At 62.1% G+C, this 15,422-nt stretch carries 12 protein-coding genes, 1 tRNA gene and 1 pseudogene; 6 read left to right on the top strand and 8 right to left on the bottom strand.

The features are described from left to right. Positions 1–43 precede the first annotated feature (43 nt). Positions 44–1,003, bottom strand: a complete 960-nt coding sequence (locus IM739_RS11135) for a LysR family transcriptional regulator (protein WP_237367838.1) — start codon at positions 1,001–1,003, stop codon at positions 44–46. A gap of 131 nt (positions 1,004–1,134) precedes the next feature. On the opposite strand from IM739_RS11135, the gene IM739_RS11130 reads away from it, so the two are divergent. Further along, positions 1,135–1,749: an FMN-dependent NADH-azoreductase gene (locus IM739_RS11130; RefSeq protein WP_237367837.1), complete on the top strand. Its 615-nt coding sequence runs from the start codon at positions 1,135–1,137 to the stop codon at positions 1,747–1,749. A gap of 56 nt (positions 1,750–1,805) precedes the next feature. Here the strand turns inward: IM739_RS11130 and IM739_RS11125 are convergent, their stop codons facing one another. From IM739_RS11125 to IM739_RS11115, 3 genes are all read right to left on the bottom strand, one after another. After that, positions 1,806–3,062, bottom strand: a complete 1,257-nt coding sequence (locus IM739_RS11125; RefSeq protein ID WP_237367836.1) for a GGDEF domain-containing protein — start codon at positions 3,060–3,062, stop codon at positions 1,806–1,808. 90 nt (positions 3,063–3,152) lie between these two features. Continuing rightward, positions 3,153–6,401, bottom strand: coding sequence for an ammonium transporter (amt, locus tag IM739_RS11120; RefSeq protein WP_237367835.1), 3,249 nt, complete (start codon positions 6,399–6,401; stop codon positions 3,153–3,155). Positions 6,402–6,503: 102 nt separating this feature from the next. Continuing rightward, the gene (locus tag IM739_RS11115) at positions 6,504–6,827 is read right to left on the bottom strand and encodes an HlyU family transcriptional regulator (protein ID WP_237371040.1); all 324 of its coding nucleotides are present in this window, start codon (positions 6,825–6,827) and stop codon (positions 6,504–6,506) included. Positions 6,828–6,984: 157 nt separating this feature from the next. On the opposite strand from IM739_RS11115, the gene IM739_RS11110 reads away from it, so the two are divergent. Further along, entirely contained in the window at positions 6,985–8,004 is a 1,020-nt protein-coding gene (locus tag IM739_RS11110; RefSeq protein ID WP_237367834.1) for an alpha/beta hydrolase, read from the top strand. Here the strand turns inward: IM739_RS11110 and ilvA are convergent. Continuing rightward, positions 7,997–9,247 carry a threonine ammonia-lyase gene (ilvA, locus tag IM739_RS11105; RefSeq protein ID WP_237367833.1) on the bottom strand — a complete coding sequence of 417 codons (1,251 nt, stop codon included), beginning with the start codon at positions 9,245–9,247 and terminating at the stop codon, positions 7,997–7,999. The two genes, IM739_RS11110 and ilvA, sit on opposite strands and share 8 nt — an antisense overlap. A gap of 98 nt (positions 9,248–9,345) precedes the next feature. On the opposite strand from ilvA, the gene IM739_RS11100 reads away from it, so the two are divergent. From IM739_RS11100 to IM739_RS11090, 3 genes and pseudogenes are all read left to right on the top strand, one after another. Continuing rightward, positions 9,346–10,800, top strand: a complete 1,455-nt coding sequence (locus IM739_RS11100; protein WP_237367832.1) for a TrkH family potassium uptake protein — start codon at positions 9,346–9,348, stop codon at positions 10,798–10,800. 166 nt (positions 10,801–10,966) lie between these two features. Beyond that, positions 10,967–11,566, top strand: coding sequence for a hypothetical protein (locus IM739_RS11095; protein ID WP_237367831.1), 600 nt, complete (start codon positions 10,967–10,969; stop codon positions 11,564–11,566). A 530-nt stretch (positions 11,567–12,096) separates the two neighbouring features. Then, positions 12,097–12,951, top strand: a pseudogene (locus IM739_RS11090) (GNAT family N-acetyltransferase); the annotation flags it as partial. Between the two features lie 122 nt (positions 12,952–13,073). Here IM739_RS11090 and IM739_RS11085 read toward each other — a convergent pair. The 3 genes from IM739_RS11085 to wrbA all read right to left on the bottom strand — a co-directional run bounded on the left by IM739_RS11085 (position 13,074) and on the right by wrbA (position 14,249). Next, positions 13,074–13,158, bottom strand: a tRNA-Leu gene (locus IM739_RS11085). Positions 13,159–13,237: 79 nt separating this feature from the next. Beyond that, positions 13,238–13,498 (bottom strand): PilZ domain-containing protein, encoded by a 261-nt coding sequence (locus IM739_RS11080; RefSeq protein ID WP_237367830.1) that lies wholly within the window; start codon positions 13,496–13,498, stop codon positions 13,238–13,240. Between the two features lie 154 nt (positions 13,499–13,652). Beyond that, positions 13,653–14,249, bottom strand: a complete 597-nt coding sequence (gene wrbA / locus IM739_RS11075; protein ID WP_237367829.1) for an NAD(P)H:quinone oxidoreductase type IV — start codon at positions 14,247–14,249, stop codon at positions 13,653–13,655. A 274-nt stretch (positions 14,250–14,523) separates the two neighbouring features. On the opposite strand from wrbA, the gene IM739_RS11070 reads away from it, so the two are divergent. Continuing rightward, on the top strand, positions 14,524–15,309 hold the full coding sequence (locus IM739_RS11070) for a competence/damage-inducible protein A (protein WP_237367828.1): 786 nt from the start codon (positions 14,524–14,526) through the stop codon (positions 15,307–15,309). Positions 15,310–15,422 lie beyond the last annotated feature (113 nt).

The following is a 15,422-nucleotide window of genomic DNA, read 5'->3' as shown; positions in this document are numbered from 1 at the left end:
GGCCTATTCTTGTCATGTGTCAGCGGGTCGTTACCGAGTCGATTCAGGCCGGTATCGCCAATTGCTCATGTCGCATCTGAGGCAGGATCCCGGTCAGGTCGGACGGGCAGTTGGACAGGCGTTCGCGAAACGCATTGACCATCCAGCTTGCGGCCGGGCCCGGCGGATTGGCCGTTTTGCGGATCGCGTACAGATTGTAGGAGCCTTGTTCATAGGCTTCCAGATCGAGCTGTACCAGCCGACCGCTGACAAGGTCCTCCCTGATCACCGAGGCCGGCAATCCACCCCAGCCGAGCCCCCGGCGAAGCAGCTGGTACTTGGTCGCGATGTCGCTCACCCGCCAGGTCTTGTAGGACAGCACATTAAAATCACGACCGACGGTCAGTTCGGAAGCGTCGCTGACCACCAGTTGCACTTCCTCGCGCACATCGACCAGGGTCAGCGGCCGGTTCAACAAGGCCAGCGGATGGTCGGCTGCGGCAACCGGCAACAGATAATTGTGTCCGATGCGTTCGACCAGAAGCGAATCATCCTGCCTGAGCAGCGCGCCGCCGATGCCGATCGTCGACCGGCCATTCATCACCAGTTCCATGATCCGGCCGAGTTCGCCAACCTCCAGCCGCAGCGACACCGATGGAAACGTATCGCGAAACTCCTTCAGCACGCCGACCATGACCTCGGTCGGGACCATCACGCTGATCGCCACGGAGACCTCCGCCTCGAGGCCCTGCTTCATGCTGGTTGCGCGGGCCCGCATGACCTGCAGGTCGCTGACGATGCGGCGAGCATCGGCCAGCATTGCCGTGCCAGCCTCCGTCAGCCTCGGCTGGCGGGCGCCATTGCGCTCAAACAGGCTGACGCCGAGCTGCATTTCGAGATTGCCGATCGTGTAGCTGATCACTGACTGTGCGCGGTTGAGCTGGCGGGCGGCCGCGGAAAAGCTGCCGGCGTCGGCAACCGCGAGAAAGACCTGCAACTGGTCGAGGGTGGGGTTCGCGTCCATGGGAGGCATCCAATTATTCGATACTATCGATCTACATTATCACAGTTTTATCGATGGCCCAATCATCCTATCTCCGGGGCTACGGCGGCGTTACCTCCAGTCGCTGCCACGCAACGATCAAGGAAATTCCCATGTCTTCCATTCTTCTCGTCACATCCAGCCCGCGCGGTGCGGAATCGCTTTCGAACTCGGTTGCCACCGACCTTGCGGCAAAGCTGAGCGCCCAGACCGGTGCCGCCGTCGTCACGCGTGACCTGGCAGCCGACGCGCTTGACCATGTCGACGGCACCTTCACCGCCGCGATCCGCAAGCCCGCCGCGGACCGCAATGCGGCCGAGGCAGAGGCCGCAGCCGTATCCGACGCACTGGTCCAGGAACTGCTCGCAGCCGACACGATCGTCATCGGCACCGGCCTGATCAACTTCAACATCTATTCGTCGCTGAAGACCTGGATCGACCATGTCGCACGCGCCGGCCTGACATTTACCTACACAGAAAAAGGCCCGGTCGGCCTTGCCACCGGCAAGAAGGCCTACCTCGTTCTCGCTGCCGGCGGCGTCTATTCGTCGGGTCCCGGCGCACCGATGAACCATGCCGAGCCTTACCTGAAGACCGTACTCGGCTTCATGGGCATCGAACTGGTCGAAACGATCTATGTCGAAGGCCTCGCCTATGGACCGGAAGCCGCCGAGAAGGCTGTTGCCGCGGCCCATGCCAAGGCTGCCGAGCTGGCTTTGGCTGCCTGATAGCCGGCTTCTTTTGCTCCAGAATTTCAAATCCGGCGACAGGTTCGCCGGATTTTTTATGCCATCTGGCGGCCGATGACACGATTGCGGCCGTCGCTCTTGGCGCGGTACAGCCTGACATCGGCAACGGACAGCACCGCATGCAGGCTGGTGCCGTCGATCGGTGCGCTTGCGACACCCAGGCTGATCGTGACCGGCTCGCCGTCGGGATTGCGGATGTCACTGGCGACGCGCTCGCGCAGTCGCGCAGCAATGCGCATGGCGTCCTGATGCGCCAGATCCGGCAGGAGCAGAACGAATTCCTCGCCGCCATAGCGGAACACGAAGTCCTGTGGCCGGACCGCCTTGGTCATGGTCTCGGCAATCTCCTTCAGCAATTCGTCGCCAACAAGATGACCGAAGCGGTCGTTGATCTGCTTGAAGTGATCGATATCGATGATCACGATGCTGGCGGGTTTATCCTGGCTCAGGGCCAGGGCGAGGAGCCGCGGCGCATCGATCTCCATGCGGCTGCGGTCCAAAAGGCCGGTCAGGCCATCCCGGCCCGTGCGCGCCAGCAGATCCTCGTAGCGTTCGCGGAAGGTCAGGTCGTGGAAGACGTCGCGAACCTTGCGCTGGCGCCCGCCCATACGGCCCTCGCTCAGATAGAACTGGTAGAGTGCAAACAGCGCCGTATAGATCAGCACGGCAACCATCTTCGCTTTCAGGCCACCCCAGAACACGTCGGCGGGTGCGCCATAGAGCAGGTTGAGCATGACAAAGAAGCCGATCTGGTCGAAAATCAGCACCACAGCACCGCAGATTGCAAAGCGCAGCACGGTGCGGCGCGGCAACCAGCGACCGAGCCGCTCATACAGCAGGATGATGCCGACCGAATCCAGATAGAGCAGGGTCGTGCCCCAAAGCATCAGCGCGCCCATGTCCTGCAGGAAGGTGAAATCGGCTCTCTGGTTTGCGGTGGGCTCGACGCTGTAGTGCAAAAGCAGCAATTGCGCGATCGCCAAGGTCACCAGATTGCCGAGGAAGAGACCATAGATCGGCTGGCGGACGGTCGATGCGTCTTCCTTCATGTACAGCATCAGGATCATCATAAGCTTGCCGGCAAAGAAGATCGATGAGCCCGGCGACACGATGCCGAATGGCAGCGCGACGTAGAAGACCGCCGCCAGATAGGTTTCGACGAAGTGCATGACGCCGAGCGCGGTCAGGAAGACACCAAGCCCAATATAGGTCCGCAGGTGCAGCAGCGTCGTCATCAGGGCGAAATACAGCACCGCCTCGGAGACAAAAAGAACCAGATTCCAAACTTCCATGGCAATGCCCTGCGTCACGCGTTGAAGCCGTAACCGGCTTCCATGTCATTTCCGGGATCGCTGTTTCGGAAGAGCCAGCGATCCCGTCTTTCATGCCCCGAGAGACAGAGGTCGCGGCAGATCAGCCGCTGTGCGTCCAATGCCGAAGTCCCGCTCCTTGCCCGTACGCATAACGAAGCTTGCGACTTTTTGTAGTTCGTTCGCGATCATCGGCGACACTATTTTTGGTGCGTCGGCCACCGGCACCGGTCGTCCGAGCAGGTATCCCTGCAATTCCTCACAGCCGGCTGCGGCGAGATAGAGCGCCTGATCCAGGGTCTCCACCCCCTCCGCCACCACATTCATGCCCAGGCCGCGACCCAGGTCGATGATCGAACGGACGATGGCATTGGCGGTTTCTTCGGTACCGAGGGCGGCGACGAAACTGCGGTCGATCTTGATCACGTCGAACGGATAGCGGCTCAGATAGCTGAGCGAGGAATAGCCCGTGCCGAAATCATCCAGCGCAATGCGGAAACCGAGATGTTTCAGATGCGTCAGGATGTTGAGTGCGCGGTCATCGTCATCGATCAGCACACTTTCGGTAATCTCGAGTTCCAGCATCTGCGGCCTGACGCCGGTGTGCGCCACGCAATGGCTGAGTTCGGCGAGGAAATCCGGATGGCGGAACTGCACCGGCGAGACATTGACACTCAGATGCACGTCCCGCGGCATTGTGGCCAGCAGGCGGCAGGCATCTGCCAGAACCCAGGCCCCAAGGGCAACGATCTTGCCCGACACTTCGGCCACCGGAATGAAATCGTTCGGCTGCACCATGCCGCGCTCCGGATGGTTCCAGCGCACCAGCGCCTCATATCCGGAGACTTCGGCAGTGGCCGCCTTGACCCGTGGCTGCAGAAAAAGCTCGAATTCGCCATCGGCGAGCCCCCGCTCGATATCCGCCTCCAGCGCCCGGCGCTTCTCAATCAGCTCGTCCATGCCGTCGCGGAAGATCCGGAATGTGCTGCGGCCCGATTTCTTCGCGTGATACAACGCAACGTCGGCGCGACCGATCAGTTCGTCCAGTGTCGAGGCATGCTCGGGGCACAGCGCACCGCCAACGCTGACGCTGCATTTGATGACCTCGCCGTGGCCGGTGTCGAAAGGCTGCCGGAACGCCTCTATCAGCCGTCGGCCGAAATCCTCGACCTGCGTCTTGAAATGCGTATTGGCGAGGATGATGGCAAATTCGTCTCCGCCCAGGCGCGCCGCCAGGTCGCGTGGCCCCAAGGCACGGCTCAGACGCCGCGCCGTCTCGCGGATGACTTCGTCGCCGGCCGGATGTCCATGGAGATCGTTGACATCCTTGAAGTGGTCGAGATCGACGAGGATCACGGCGCATCCCCAGTTGATCGCAGCGCGCTCGACATGCATGGTCAGCGTCTCGGTGAACAAGGTACGATTGGCCAGCCCCGTGAGCGGATCGTGCTGGGCCAGATGCCGCATGCGCTGTTCCACCGCCTTGCGTTCCCTCAGGTCGACGAGGCAGCTGATGCGGATCTTGCGGCCGCGATACTCGATGTTGCGACCCCGCGCCTCGATCGGGATCTGCTGACCATCCTGACGCAAGACGGTGAATTCCCGCAGCACATCATGGGCAGGCTCAGGATCCTCCGTCAGGCGCCGCCGCCCCTCCTCATCGACCAGGTCGGCGATCGGTCGGCCAATCAGCTGATCCAGCGGCAGGCCGATCAGAAGCTCGAGCTGCTCGTTTCCATCGATGATCAGGCCACTCTCATGCATGACAATGGCCTCGAACGTCGCATTGGCCAACGCCGCGACACGGTCGGACTCCTCCTGGTCGCGGATCATCGACTGCAGTTCGCTGCGCCCGCGTTCCTCCTGCTCGATCGTATCCATCAGGCTGTTGAACAGCCGTGTCAGCTTTTCTGCCTCGTCGCCGGGATCGACTGTCAGGCGGTGGCTGAGATCGGCCGTGCCACCGACCAGTTCGGACAAGGCGTCCTCGACATGACCGACTCCGAGCCGCGTTCCATGCTCCGCGATGTTGAGGCCAATCTCCTCGACGGGTGCCGAAACGCGGATCTGGATCAGCCGGTCGAGCGCAAAGAAGAACAGATAGCCCAGACCGAAGGACCAGTAGAAATTCAGCGCCGAGCCGAAGACCTGCACGTAAAGCTGGCCGAAACGGCTACCTGCCGGCAGATGCTCCACCGGTGCCAGGAGCGCCAGCGCCAAGGTGCCAGCGACACCGGCAAAGGCATGCACGCCGATGGCGCCGACGGCATCGTCGACCTTCAGGTATTCTTCGACGAACTGGTTGCCGTAGACAGCGACCGCCGCGCCCAGCGCACCGACCAGCAGCGCCCCGCCCGGCTCCAGCACATGGCATCCGGCCGTCACCGCAACCAGCGCGCCGAGCATGCCGGCGAGCGATTTTTCGGGCAGTACGACGCCATCCTGCTTGAACCCCAGAAGATACCCGACACAGGTTCCCATGCCGCCGGCAAGAACGGTATTCATTATGATCGGCGCCACGTCGAGCGAGGCCTTCAGCGTCGAGCCGCCATTGAAGCCTATCCAGCCGAAGAAGAGGATCAGCGCCCCGGTCGTGGACAGGACGGGATTGTGGCCGGCAATACGCACCGGCCGGCCATTGGCATCGAAACGGCCGATCCGCGGCCCGAGCACCATGCAGGCGGCAAGAGAGATCCAGCCGCCGGTCGCATGGACCACGGTCGAGCCGGCAAAATCGACGAAGCCGATATTGGCGAGAAATGCGCCGGAATTCGGCCCCAGCGCCGTGCCCCAGGCCCAGTGGACAAAGACCGGATAGATCAGCGCCGAGAGGAAGATCGAGCCGAACACATAGGCGACCAGCTTCATGCGCTCGGCCACGGCTCCGGATACGATCGTTGCGGCAGTGCCGCAGAACATCACCTGGAAGACGAAGAAGCCGGAAACCCAGCTGCCGGTCTGCTGCAGGAAGAACAGGTCGCCATCGACGCCAAACGGCAGCCAGCCGGTCTTGCCGAAGGCGAGCATGAAGCCGACGGCCGCAAAGGCCACCACGCCGAAAACGAAGTCGAGAAGGTTCTTCTGGGCGACGTTGATCGAGTTCTTCGACCGCACCATGCCGGCTTCCAGCAAGAGGAACCCGACCTGCATCATCATGACCATGCCGGAGGCCGCCATCAGCCAGGCAAGATCCGCCGGATTGTAGACGGTGGCAACCTGGTCGTCGGTCGCCAGCGACGGCGTTGCCACGAGAACAGCGGCAAACGCTCCGAGGCATGTCGCAAGAATGGCGAATCTGGCAATCGAAAATTTGGAAAACACGCAAAGAACCCGGAAAATTGAGCCGGGTTCATTTGATGACAGAGGCTTTAACAATGCGTGAGTGCGGGTAAGCCTTTTTTCACCAAAAGAAGGATTTTTTCCTCAGGCGCTACGCTTTTCCGCGCCGTCGGAGAAAAGCGACGGGCCGTTCTGGTCGACGATCTGCTGCGCCTTGCGGAAGGTGCATTCGAGCGCATCATCGAGGGAGGAGAAAATGTCGGCGCGAATGAACGTGCGCTCGAGCGTGCGACCCGAGACCTCCTTCACGATGCGGCCGGCCAGACGATACTGGCCACCCTCGCGGATCGGCTCGGCGTGGATGAGGCAGTCCTTGTAGACCTGCGGTTCGGCAACGGGTGCCTTGGCCGTGTCGGATGTGGAGCCGCCGGTGAAGATCGAAAGGATGCGCGCGATAATCGATGTCATGTCCGCTCGATAGCACAGCTCGCGCCGATGAGAAAGCCGATCCGGTGAATTGGGCAAGGCGTAGGCGATGATGCTCACCGTCTGCCTTTCCATCCGCGTTGAACCGCGCTGGACTTCCGCCCCGGCATGGGAGAGGCTGATGCAAAGGACACAATCGATGAGACTGTTCATGGGTTTTCTGGCTGGCATCCTTGTCATCGTCGCCATCCTTTTCATCGTCTATCGGATGCCGCCGCGGCTCGATCTCGAACGCGAGGCAGCGCATGCCGCAGGCCATGGCCCGAATGATACCAGTCTTGATAAACTGGGCCTCGATGATATCGACGCCTATCTGAGCGCGAGCGAATTCCGTTTTTCCGGGCTGCGCAAGGGCCTCGGCAGGCAGGTGATCTGGGCCGACCCTCAGCTCAGGGCGAAGACCGCGGTTTCAGTGATCTACATCCACGGCTTTTCCGCCTCTTCGGGCGAGCTCCGCCCTCTGCCGGATCTCGTCGCCCGGGCGCTCGGCGCCAATCTCTACTACGCACGCCTTGCCGGCCACGGGCTCGACGACGCCGACGCCCTGGGGCAGGCGACCCTGATCGACTGGACCGCCGACATGGCCGAGGCCCTGGCGATCGGCCGCGTGTTGGGCGACAAGGTGGTGGTGATCTCGACTTCGACCGGCAGTTCGCTGGTGACCTGGGCTCTAGCTCGCCCTGCCCTTGCTCGCGACATCGCGGCCACGGTGTTCATCTCGCCCAATTACGGCCTGCATGCCTTCGGCAGCTTCCTGCTCACAGGGCCATTTGCCGGTCCGCTTGCGCATCTGCTGATCGGCGCACGGCGCGGTTTTCAGCCGATCAGCGAGATGAACGCCTTTAACTGGACGACCGACTATCCGGTCGAGGCGCTGATCCCGATGGCGCAGGCGGTGCGGCTGGCACAGCATACCAGGGTGGAGGCAATCACGGTGCCGGCGCTGTTCGTCTATTCGCCAATGGACAAGGTGGTCAGCGCCCAAGCGACGGATGCCGTTGCCGCGCGCTGGGGCGGCGCGCATGCCACGTTCGATCCGGGCCCCAACGGCGACGCAAACAGCCATGTGATCGCCGGCGATACCTATTCGCCGCAAACCACACAGCCGGTCGCCGACCACATCCTCGCCTGGCTGACAGCCCTGCCGGGTCTCAGATGATCAGGTTGGCCAGGATCTCGTTTTCGGTAATATCCTCGAAGCCGAGACCGGCCTGATCGAAGCGGGCAAAGAGTTCGGCGAAATTCTCGCGCTTGCCGGTTTCGATGCCGATCAGGATCGAGCCGAAATTGCGGGCCGACTTCTTCAGATATTCGAAGCGGGCGATATCGTCCTCGGGGCCGAGAAGATTGAGGAAATCGCGCAGGGCGCCGGGCCGCTGCGGCAGGCGCAGGATGAAGTATTTCTTCAGCCCGGCATGGCGCATGGCGCGTTCCTTGACGTCCGGCAGGCGATCGAAGTCGAAATTTCCGCCCGAGACGACGGCGACAACGGTCTTGCCGGCAAGTCGTTCCGGCGGCAGGAGGTCAAGCGCTGCAATCGACAGCGCGCCGGCCGGTTCGAGCACGACGCCTTCAACATTGAGCATTTCGGTCATGGTGACGCAGATGGCGTTTTCCGGGACGATCACCACCTGCTCGGCGGCAAAATGCCTGAGGGCTGCGAAATTCTGGTCACCGATGCGCGCGACCGCCGCGCCATCGACGAAATTGTCGACCTTGGGCAAGGTCACCACGGCTCCGGCCTCAAGGCTGCGGCGCAGGCTGGGCGCGCCGGCCGGTTCGCAAAAGACCATGCTGTCTTGAGCGACGCGGCCTGCCAGATAGCCGGTCATGCCGGACGAAAGCCCGCCGCCGCCCACCGGCATGACAACCAGATCCGGCGTCACGCCTTCCGGCAATTGCTGGATCACCTCGGCCGCAACCGTCGCCTGTCCCTCGATGATGTCGGCGTGGTCGAAAGGCGGCACCATGTAGCCGCCGATCGCCTCGACATGCTCGCGGGCGGCCGCATAGCACTGGTCGAAAATGTCGCCGAACAGCCGGATGGTGATGAATTCGCCGCCGAAGGTGCGGGTCTTGTCGATCTTCTGCTGCGGCGTCGTCACCGGCATGAAAACCACACCCTGCACGCCGAAATGGCGGCAGACAAAGGCGAATCCCTGCGCATGATTGCCGGCCGAAGCGCAGACGAAGGTGGTGTTGGCCGGGCTGTCGCCGACGATCTTGCGGAGGAAATTGAACGCACCGCGGATCTTGTAGGAGCGGACCGGCGTCAGGTCTTCGCGCTTGAGATAGATATTGGCCCCATAGCGGGCACTCAAATGATCATTGAGCTGCAGGGGTGTTTCGGGGAAAAGGCCACGCATGGCTTCCAGCGCGGTCTCGACTTCCTGTGGCGTCACGACGTCCATCCGTTGAATTTTGATCTGCCTCCCGCTATGGCATAGACATCAGGCACTGACAAAGCTTCTTTGCAGTGCAACCAAACGGAAGAAATTCCTTGAACACCAATCTCCTGCGCACCCTGGTCTACATCGCCGCGCTCTGCGGCCTCTATCTGTCGACCGCAATGCTGGTGCCGGCGATGGTCGACCTCTATTATCGCGACGACAACTGGTCGGTATTCACCGTCTCGGCGGCGATGGTCGGCGGCATTTCGCTGACGGCGGCAATGGCGACGCGCGGGCCACCGCCGACCTTTACCAAGCGCATGGGCTTCCTGCTGGTCAACGTGCTCTGGGCCGTCTTCTCTATTGTCGGCGCGATCCCGCTCTATTTTGCCGACCTCGACCTGACCTTCGCCCAGGCGCTGTTCGAATCGATTTCCGGCATCACCACGACCGGTTCCACCGTATTGGGCGGTCTAGACAACACCGCGCCGGGCATCTTGATGTGGCGATCGCTGCTCGCCTGGCTCGGCGGTATCGGCATCGTGGCGCTTGGCCTTTTCGTGCTGCCCTTCCTGCGTGTCGGCGGCATGTCCTTCTTCAAGATGGAATCGTCGGATACTGGCGACAAGCCTTTCGCGCGATTGGCCACCTTCACCCGCGCGTTCATGGCGGTCTATGTCGGGATCACGCTCGCCTGCATCATCGCCTATGATTTCGCAGGCATGAGCCATTTCGATGCAATCAATCATGCCTTTTCGACCGTGGCGACGGCGGGCTTTTCGACCCACGACATGTCGTTCGCCTTCTTCGATAGCCATTCCATCTTGTGGATCTCGACCTTCTTCATGACGGTTTGCAGCCTGCCTTTCTCGATCCTGATCGTTTTCGTGTTGCGCGGGCGGCTGGACGCCCTGCGCGATCCGCAGATCCTGGTCTTCATCGCCTATCTATGCGGCTTTGCGCTTGCCGGCGGTATCTACAACCACCTTCGAAACGGTATCGACCTGCCGAACGCGCTCACCCATTCCTTCTTCAACTTCGCCTCGATCCTGTCGACCACAGGCTTTGCCAGCGAAGACTACACACTCTGGGGTCCGTTTGCCGTCACCGCCGCCTTTTTCGCCACCTTCATGGGCGGCTGCTCGGGCTCGACCGCCGGCGGCATCAAGGCCTATCGCTTCGTCATCCTGTTCAACCTGATTGTCACCGGGCTGAAAAAGCTGATCTATCCCAATGCCGTCTATTCGGTGCGCTACGGCAACCAGACCGTCGATGCCGATACGCAGCGTGCGGTCTTCCTGTTTTTTGCCGCCTACATCTTCATCTGGGTAATCGGCAGCATGGGCATGTCGCTGGCCGGCTATGACTTTGCCACATCGACCTCGGCGGTGATCACCGCATTGTCCAATGTCGGCCCCGGCATCGGCCCGCTGATCGGACCGGTCGGCAACTTCGCGATGATGAACGACCCGGAACTCTACATCCTGTCGCTCGCCATGCTGCTCGGCCGTCTGGAGGTGCTGACGGTGCTCGTGCTGCTCGTGCCGATCTTCTGGCGTTCCTGACCCGCCGCCTTGGTGTCGGCCAACTTGCCGCTACATTGGCCCGTCCGACGGCGGCAAGCTTGTAGTTAACTTGCCACCAAACTTGGCATCGAACTTGCCATCAATCTTGACTGCCGAGTCCGGATCTTTCCAAACTCGGCCGGTGTGCCGGATGCAGGAGAATCACATGACAGCCGTAAAACTCGCTCGCCTTGCCAAAGTCACGGCCGCCCAGATCACCGCCCTGATGCTGGCCGTCCCTGCCGGGGCCGGTGCACTGCTCGACGGCGCCAGCGAGGCCGAACGCAAGGCTGCTGCGGGCGATGCGCGCGGCGCCATTATCGGCCTGCACCAGAGCGTGGCGACCTTTTCCGCGAACCTGCCGCTGATCGTTCCGCGCGCGCTGTTCGTCACCGAGAAGCCGACCGGCTACGGCGCCTACACAGCGAAGAAGGAGCCGATCTTTGACAGCGGCGAACCGCTGATCACCTATCTCGAAGTGGCCGGCCTGAAATGGCGCACGCTGGAGGATGGCCGTAAACAGTCGAATTTCAGCGTCGACCTGGAGCTGAGCAACGACAAGGGCAAGACACTGGCGCTGAAGAAGGACTTTGGCAGCTTCACCTTTACCGGCCATGTCGAGGCGCAGGAGATCTATACACACCTGACGCTCGACGTCGCGGGTGCCGCCCCCGGCGCCTATATCCTGCGCTACACGGTCAACGACATCGTCGCCGAGCGTTCGACGCCCTTCGAGCAGCATTTCACCGTCAGCGACAAGAAGTAACACGGCCAACCATTGGTGCCGTCCCATGGCAGGGCGTGGTCGTTGTGGGGCAATAGAGCCACCCCTTCTGCCATACGCCGCGTCGTGCCCCAGCGCGGTAAGGTCGGGTCATACCCAGGCAGGAGGGCTGCGGCCCGTCAAGCGGCCTTTGGAAATCCCTGTCTGTAGCTTCCGCCCCCTCTGCCGCCCATCGGGTCACTCTTGCCAGCACACCCCTGCCAGAATTCTCTCGCCAGTCGCCTTTGCCGGTCAAGCGTGCCCTGGCTCCACGACCCTGAACCCGTTCCGACAAATGTCGATTTTCCACCTCGGCCACTTGCAGGGACGCAGTGCGGCGGGCAATATGGTTGTATTACTCAACCAAATGGACGACAAGCATGACCGACACGACGCCCGCGACCGTAAAGGCTATCCGCGCCGCCTCAAGGGACCTGGTGCGCAAGCTCGGTTTCCTCGGTGACGATCTCGCCGAAAGCGGTCTGCCGCCTTCCGCCGTTCATGCGCTGATCGAGATCGGCGATGCCGGGCATATGACGGCGAAGGACCTGCGCGGCCTGCTGGATCTGGAAAAGTCCAGTGTCAGCCGGATGTTGCGCAAGCTGGTGCAGGCCGGCCTGCTCGCGGAACAGACTGACGAGGCTGACGCCCGCGCCAAGCGGATTTCGCTGACCACTGCTGGCAAGGCAAAACTGTCGCAGATCGATTCCTTTGCCCGCAGCCAGGTCGGCGGCGCGCTAGCGCGACTGGCGCCCGGACAGGACCGGACGATCCTGCAGGGGCTGCAACTCTATGCAGACGCCCTGTCGAAGGTGCCGCTGGATCGTGTGTCCGAGGCGCTGCCCTTGCCAGTCCCCTTGGCCGCGCCCCATTCCACCGCATTGCGGGCGCCCGATTCGGGAATATTGCCGCTGCCTTCCCTTCCACAGGCCGGCATCGCCACCGGCTACCGTCCGGGCCTGATCGGCCGCTGCTGCGACCTGCACGCGCGCTATTATGCCCGCACCGTCGGCTTCGGGCGGGCGTTCGAAGCCATCGTGGCCACTGGCTTGGCGGACTTCTGCACCCGCCTCGACCGCCCCGGCAACCAGGTCTGGACCGCCATCGCGCATGACGAGATCGTCGGCACGATAGCAATCGACGGCGAAGACCTGAACAGGCACGGCCAAACAGATTCGGATGGGGATGACCGCGCCGGCGCAGGCACTGGAACCGCTAAAAATATGGGCGATGGCACGGGCATGGCCGGCCGCATCGCCCATCTGCGCTGGTTCATCGTCGATGACGACCTGCGCGGCAGCGGCCTTGGACGCCGGCTACTCTCGACCGCCCTCGCCTTTGTCGACCACCACGATTTCACGGAAACGCACCTCTGGACCTTCCGCGGCCTCGACGCGGCCCGCAAGCTCTATGAGGCACACGGCTTTGCGCTGGCGAACGAATATCAGGGCCGGCAATGGGGGAACGCGGTGATGGAACAGAAATTTGTCAGGCCAAGGCATACGGCCATTGGTGCGGGCGGCGGGGGTCGAACCCGCACAGCCGAGGCCGAGGGATTTTAAGTCCCTTGCGTCTACCAGTTTCGCCACGCCCGCAACTGCGCTCTGTTTCATCCACTTGACGATTGTCGTCAAGGGTCGTTGGTCACGTCGCGGTACGCTGGCCCGGTGTTTGTCAGTTGATCTTGCGATCGGTGAATTCGACGCCCAGTTCGCGTGGCGTTCGCCAGCGTACATGGCAGTCATGGGTGGTGCCGTCTTCAAAGCGCAGGCGGAAATCGGCGGGAATATCGGCCGTCGATTCGAACTGCACCTTGGCGCCGGCTTGCGACAGGTTGCGCACCATGCAGTCAAAGGTCGAATTGCCGCCATCCAGTATGGCGCGACCGGCCTTGAGCGCGCGGGTGCGGGGTACGTCTCTTCGTTCCTGTTCCATGGCAAAGACACCTCATATCGATGTTGTGCCCGCCATCCATCGCAGATCGGGTTTAACCGGTGCTGAAGCCAATCGGTCGGATTTTAGCGATCGGGACGCTGCCGACGAAAAAGGGCGGGAAAATCCCGCCCTTGCTGCATCGAGTTGGCAATGATCAGGCCAGCTTCGCGGCCAGCTTGGCAACATGCGCCCCCTGGTACCTGGCGGCCTCGAGTTCGATGTCCGAAGGCTGGCGCGAGCCGTCACCATCGGTGATCGTCGACGCGCCATAAGGCGAGCCACCCTTGACCGCTTCAACGCCCATCTGGCCCTGGAAGGCGTAAGGCAGGCCCGCGACGACCATGCCGTGATGGAGGAAGGTCGGGATGAAGCCGAGAATGGTTGATTCCTGGCCGCCATGCTGGGTCGCCGACGAGGTGAAGGTCGAGCCGAGCTTGCCGACCAGCTTGCCGTTGAACCACAGGCCACCGGTCTGGTCCCAGAAATTGCGCATCTGCGAGGCGACGGTGCCGAAGCGGGTGCCCGCGCCCACGATGATCGCGTCGTAGCTTGCCAGTTCGTCCACCGTTGCAATTTCGGCCTTCTGGTCCATCTTGAAATGCGAGGATTTGGCGACCTCTTCCGGAACCAGTTCCGGAACGCGCTTGACGGTGACGTCGGCGCCGGCCGACTTGGCGCCTTCGGCAACGGCATAAGCCATGGTTTCAATGTGACCGTAGGACGAATAGTAGAGAACCAGAACCTTAGCCATGACGTATCTCCTGTTGGACTGTTGTTGGACTGTGGGTGCATTGGCGGCCATGCCGAAAGGCGTTTAGGCCGCGTGGTGTTTCGATGGTCTTGATGTAACGCAATCCGCCACGCTGACCAGCCATGCCGATAGGAACGCAGTGTTCACTCAAATTGCACCGACCCTTCTCAGAACGTTCACATGGCGCTAGATTTGCACAATCTTGCCCGAGACAGCGCATCCCGTCCCGGGTGGCATGTCCCGGATCTTCGCCCACCAGACTGACAGGATTAGCATGAGCCCCACGATCAAGACCGCCGGCATGCTCGCCATCGGCGACGAACTTTTGTCCGGCCGGACCAAGGACAAGAATATCGGCCATCTCGCCGATCTGCTGACCGTTGCCGGCATCGACCTGAAAGAGGTCCGGATCGTCGCCGACGAGGAAGACGCCATCGTCGAGGCGGTCAATGCGCTGCGCCAGCGCTATGACTATGTCTTCACCTCCGGCGGTATCGGCCCGACCCATGACGACATCACCGCCGACAGCGTCTCCCGGGCCTTCGGCGTGCCGTGCGTGCATGATCCGGATGCGATGATGCTGCTCGGCAACATGTATGCGGCGCGCAACATGGATTTCACCGAAGCGCGGCAACGCATGGCCCGCATGCCGCAGGGCGCCCGCCATATTCCCAATCCGGTGTCGACCGCTCCCGGTTTCATCATCGGCAATGTCCATGTCATGGCCGGCGTGCCTCAGGTCTTCCAGGCGATGATCGCGCATGTGGTCGACAGCCTGCCGACCGGCACCAAGGTGCTGACCCGCGCCATCGTCTGCCCGTTCGGCGAAGGCGATATCGGCACGCTGCTCGGCCAGATCCAGAAAGCGCATCCGCTGACCTCGATCGGTTCCTATCCGCAATTCGACGGCAAGCGCTTTTCGACCGAGCTTCTGGTGCGCGCCCGCGACGCGACGGCGCTGGATGCCGCCGCCGCCGATGTCGCGATCATGGTGGCGCAAATCGCGGCGGAGAAGGATGCATTGGCAAAGCGCGATCTCGGAACCGGCGAGGTCGCCTGACCGAACCCGAACCGGGCGCCGCGGGCGGACAAAAACCGGGTTCCGTCTTGTCACTTGACCGAAGTCAAAGCGGAACTTCACCTTGACGAGCATAGTTTTTTCATGCGGACATC

Origin of the sequence: Rhizobium sp. SL42, from assembly GCF_021729845.1 — a bacterium.
Taxonomy (GTDB): domain Bacteria; phylum Pseudomonadota; class Alphaproteobacteria; order Rhizobiales; family Rhizobiaceae; genus Allorhizobium.
Note: the sequence above shows the minus strand (reverse complement) of the source record. Positions and strands in the feature narration are given on the sequence as shown.

Coding starts and splice junctions, on each gene's coding strand:
- IM739_RS11135 (WP_237367838.1), bottom strand. CDS start 1,003: ATGGACGCGAACCCCACCCTCGACCAGTTGCAGGTCTTTCTCGCGGTT.
- IM739_RS11095 (WP_237367831.1), top strand. CDS start 10,967: ATGACAGCCGTAAAACTCGCTCGCCTTGCCAAAGTCACGGCCGCCCAG.
- IM739_RS11080 (WP_237367830.1), bottom strand. CDS start 13,498: ATGGAACAGGAACGAAGAGACGTACCCCGCACCCGCGCGCTCAAGGCC.
- IM739_RS11130 (WP_237367837.1), top strand. CDS start 1,135: ATGTCTTCCATTCTTCTCGTCACATCCAGCCCGCGCGGTGCGGAATCG.
- IM739_RS11070 (WP_237367828.1), top strand. CDS start 14,524: ATGAGCCCCACGATCAAGACCGCCGGCATGCTCGCCATCGGCGACGAA.
- IM739_RS11110 (WP_237367834.1), top strand. CDS start 6,985: ATGAGACTGTTCATGGGTTTTCTGGCTGGCATCCTTGTCATCGTCGCC.
- IM739_RS11125 (WP_237367836.1), bottom strand. CDS start 3,062: ATGGAAGTTTGGAATCTGGTTCTTTTTGTCTCCGAGGCGGTGCTGTAT.
- IM739_RS11115 (WP_237371040.1), bottom strand. CDS start 6,827: ATGACATCGATTATCGCGCGCATCCTTTCGATCTTCACCGGCGGCTCC.
- wrbA (WP_237367829.1), bottom strand. CDS start 14,249: ATGGCTAAGGTTCTGGTTCTCTACTATTCGTCCTACGGTCACATTGAA.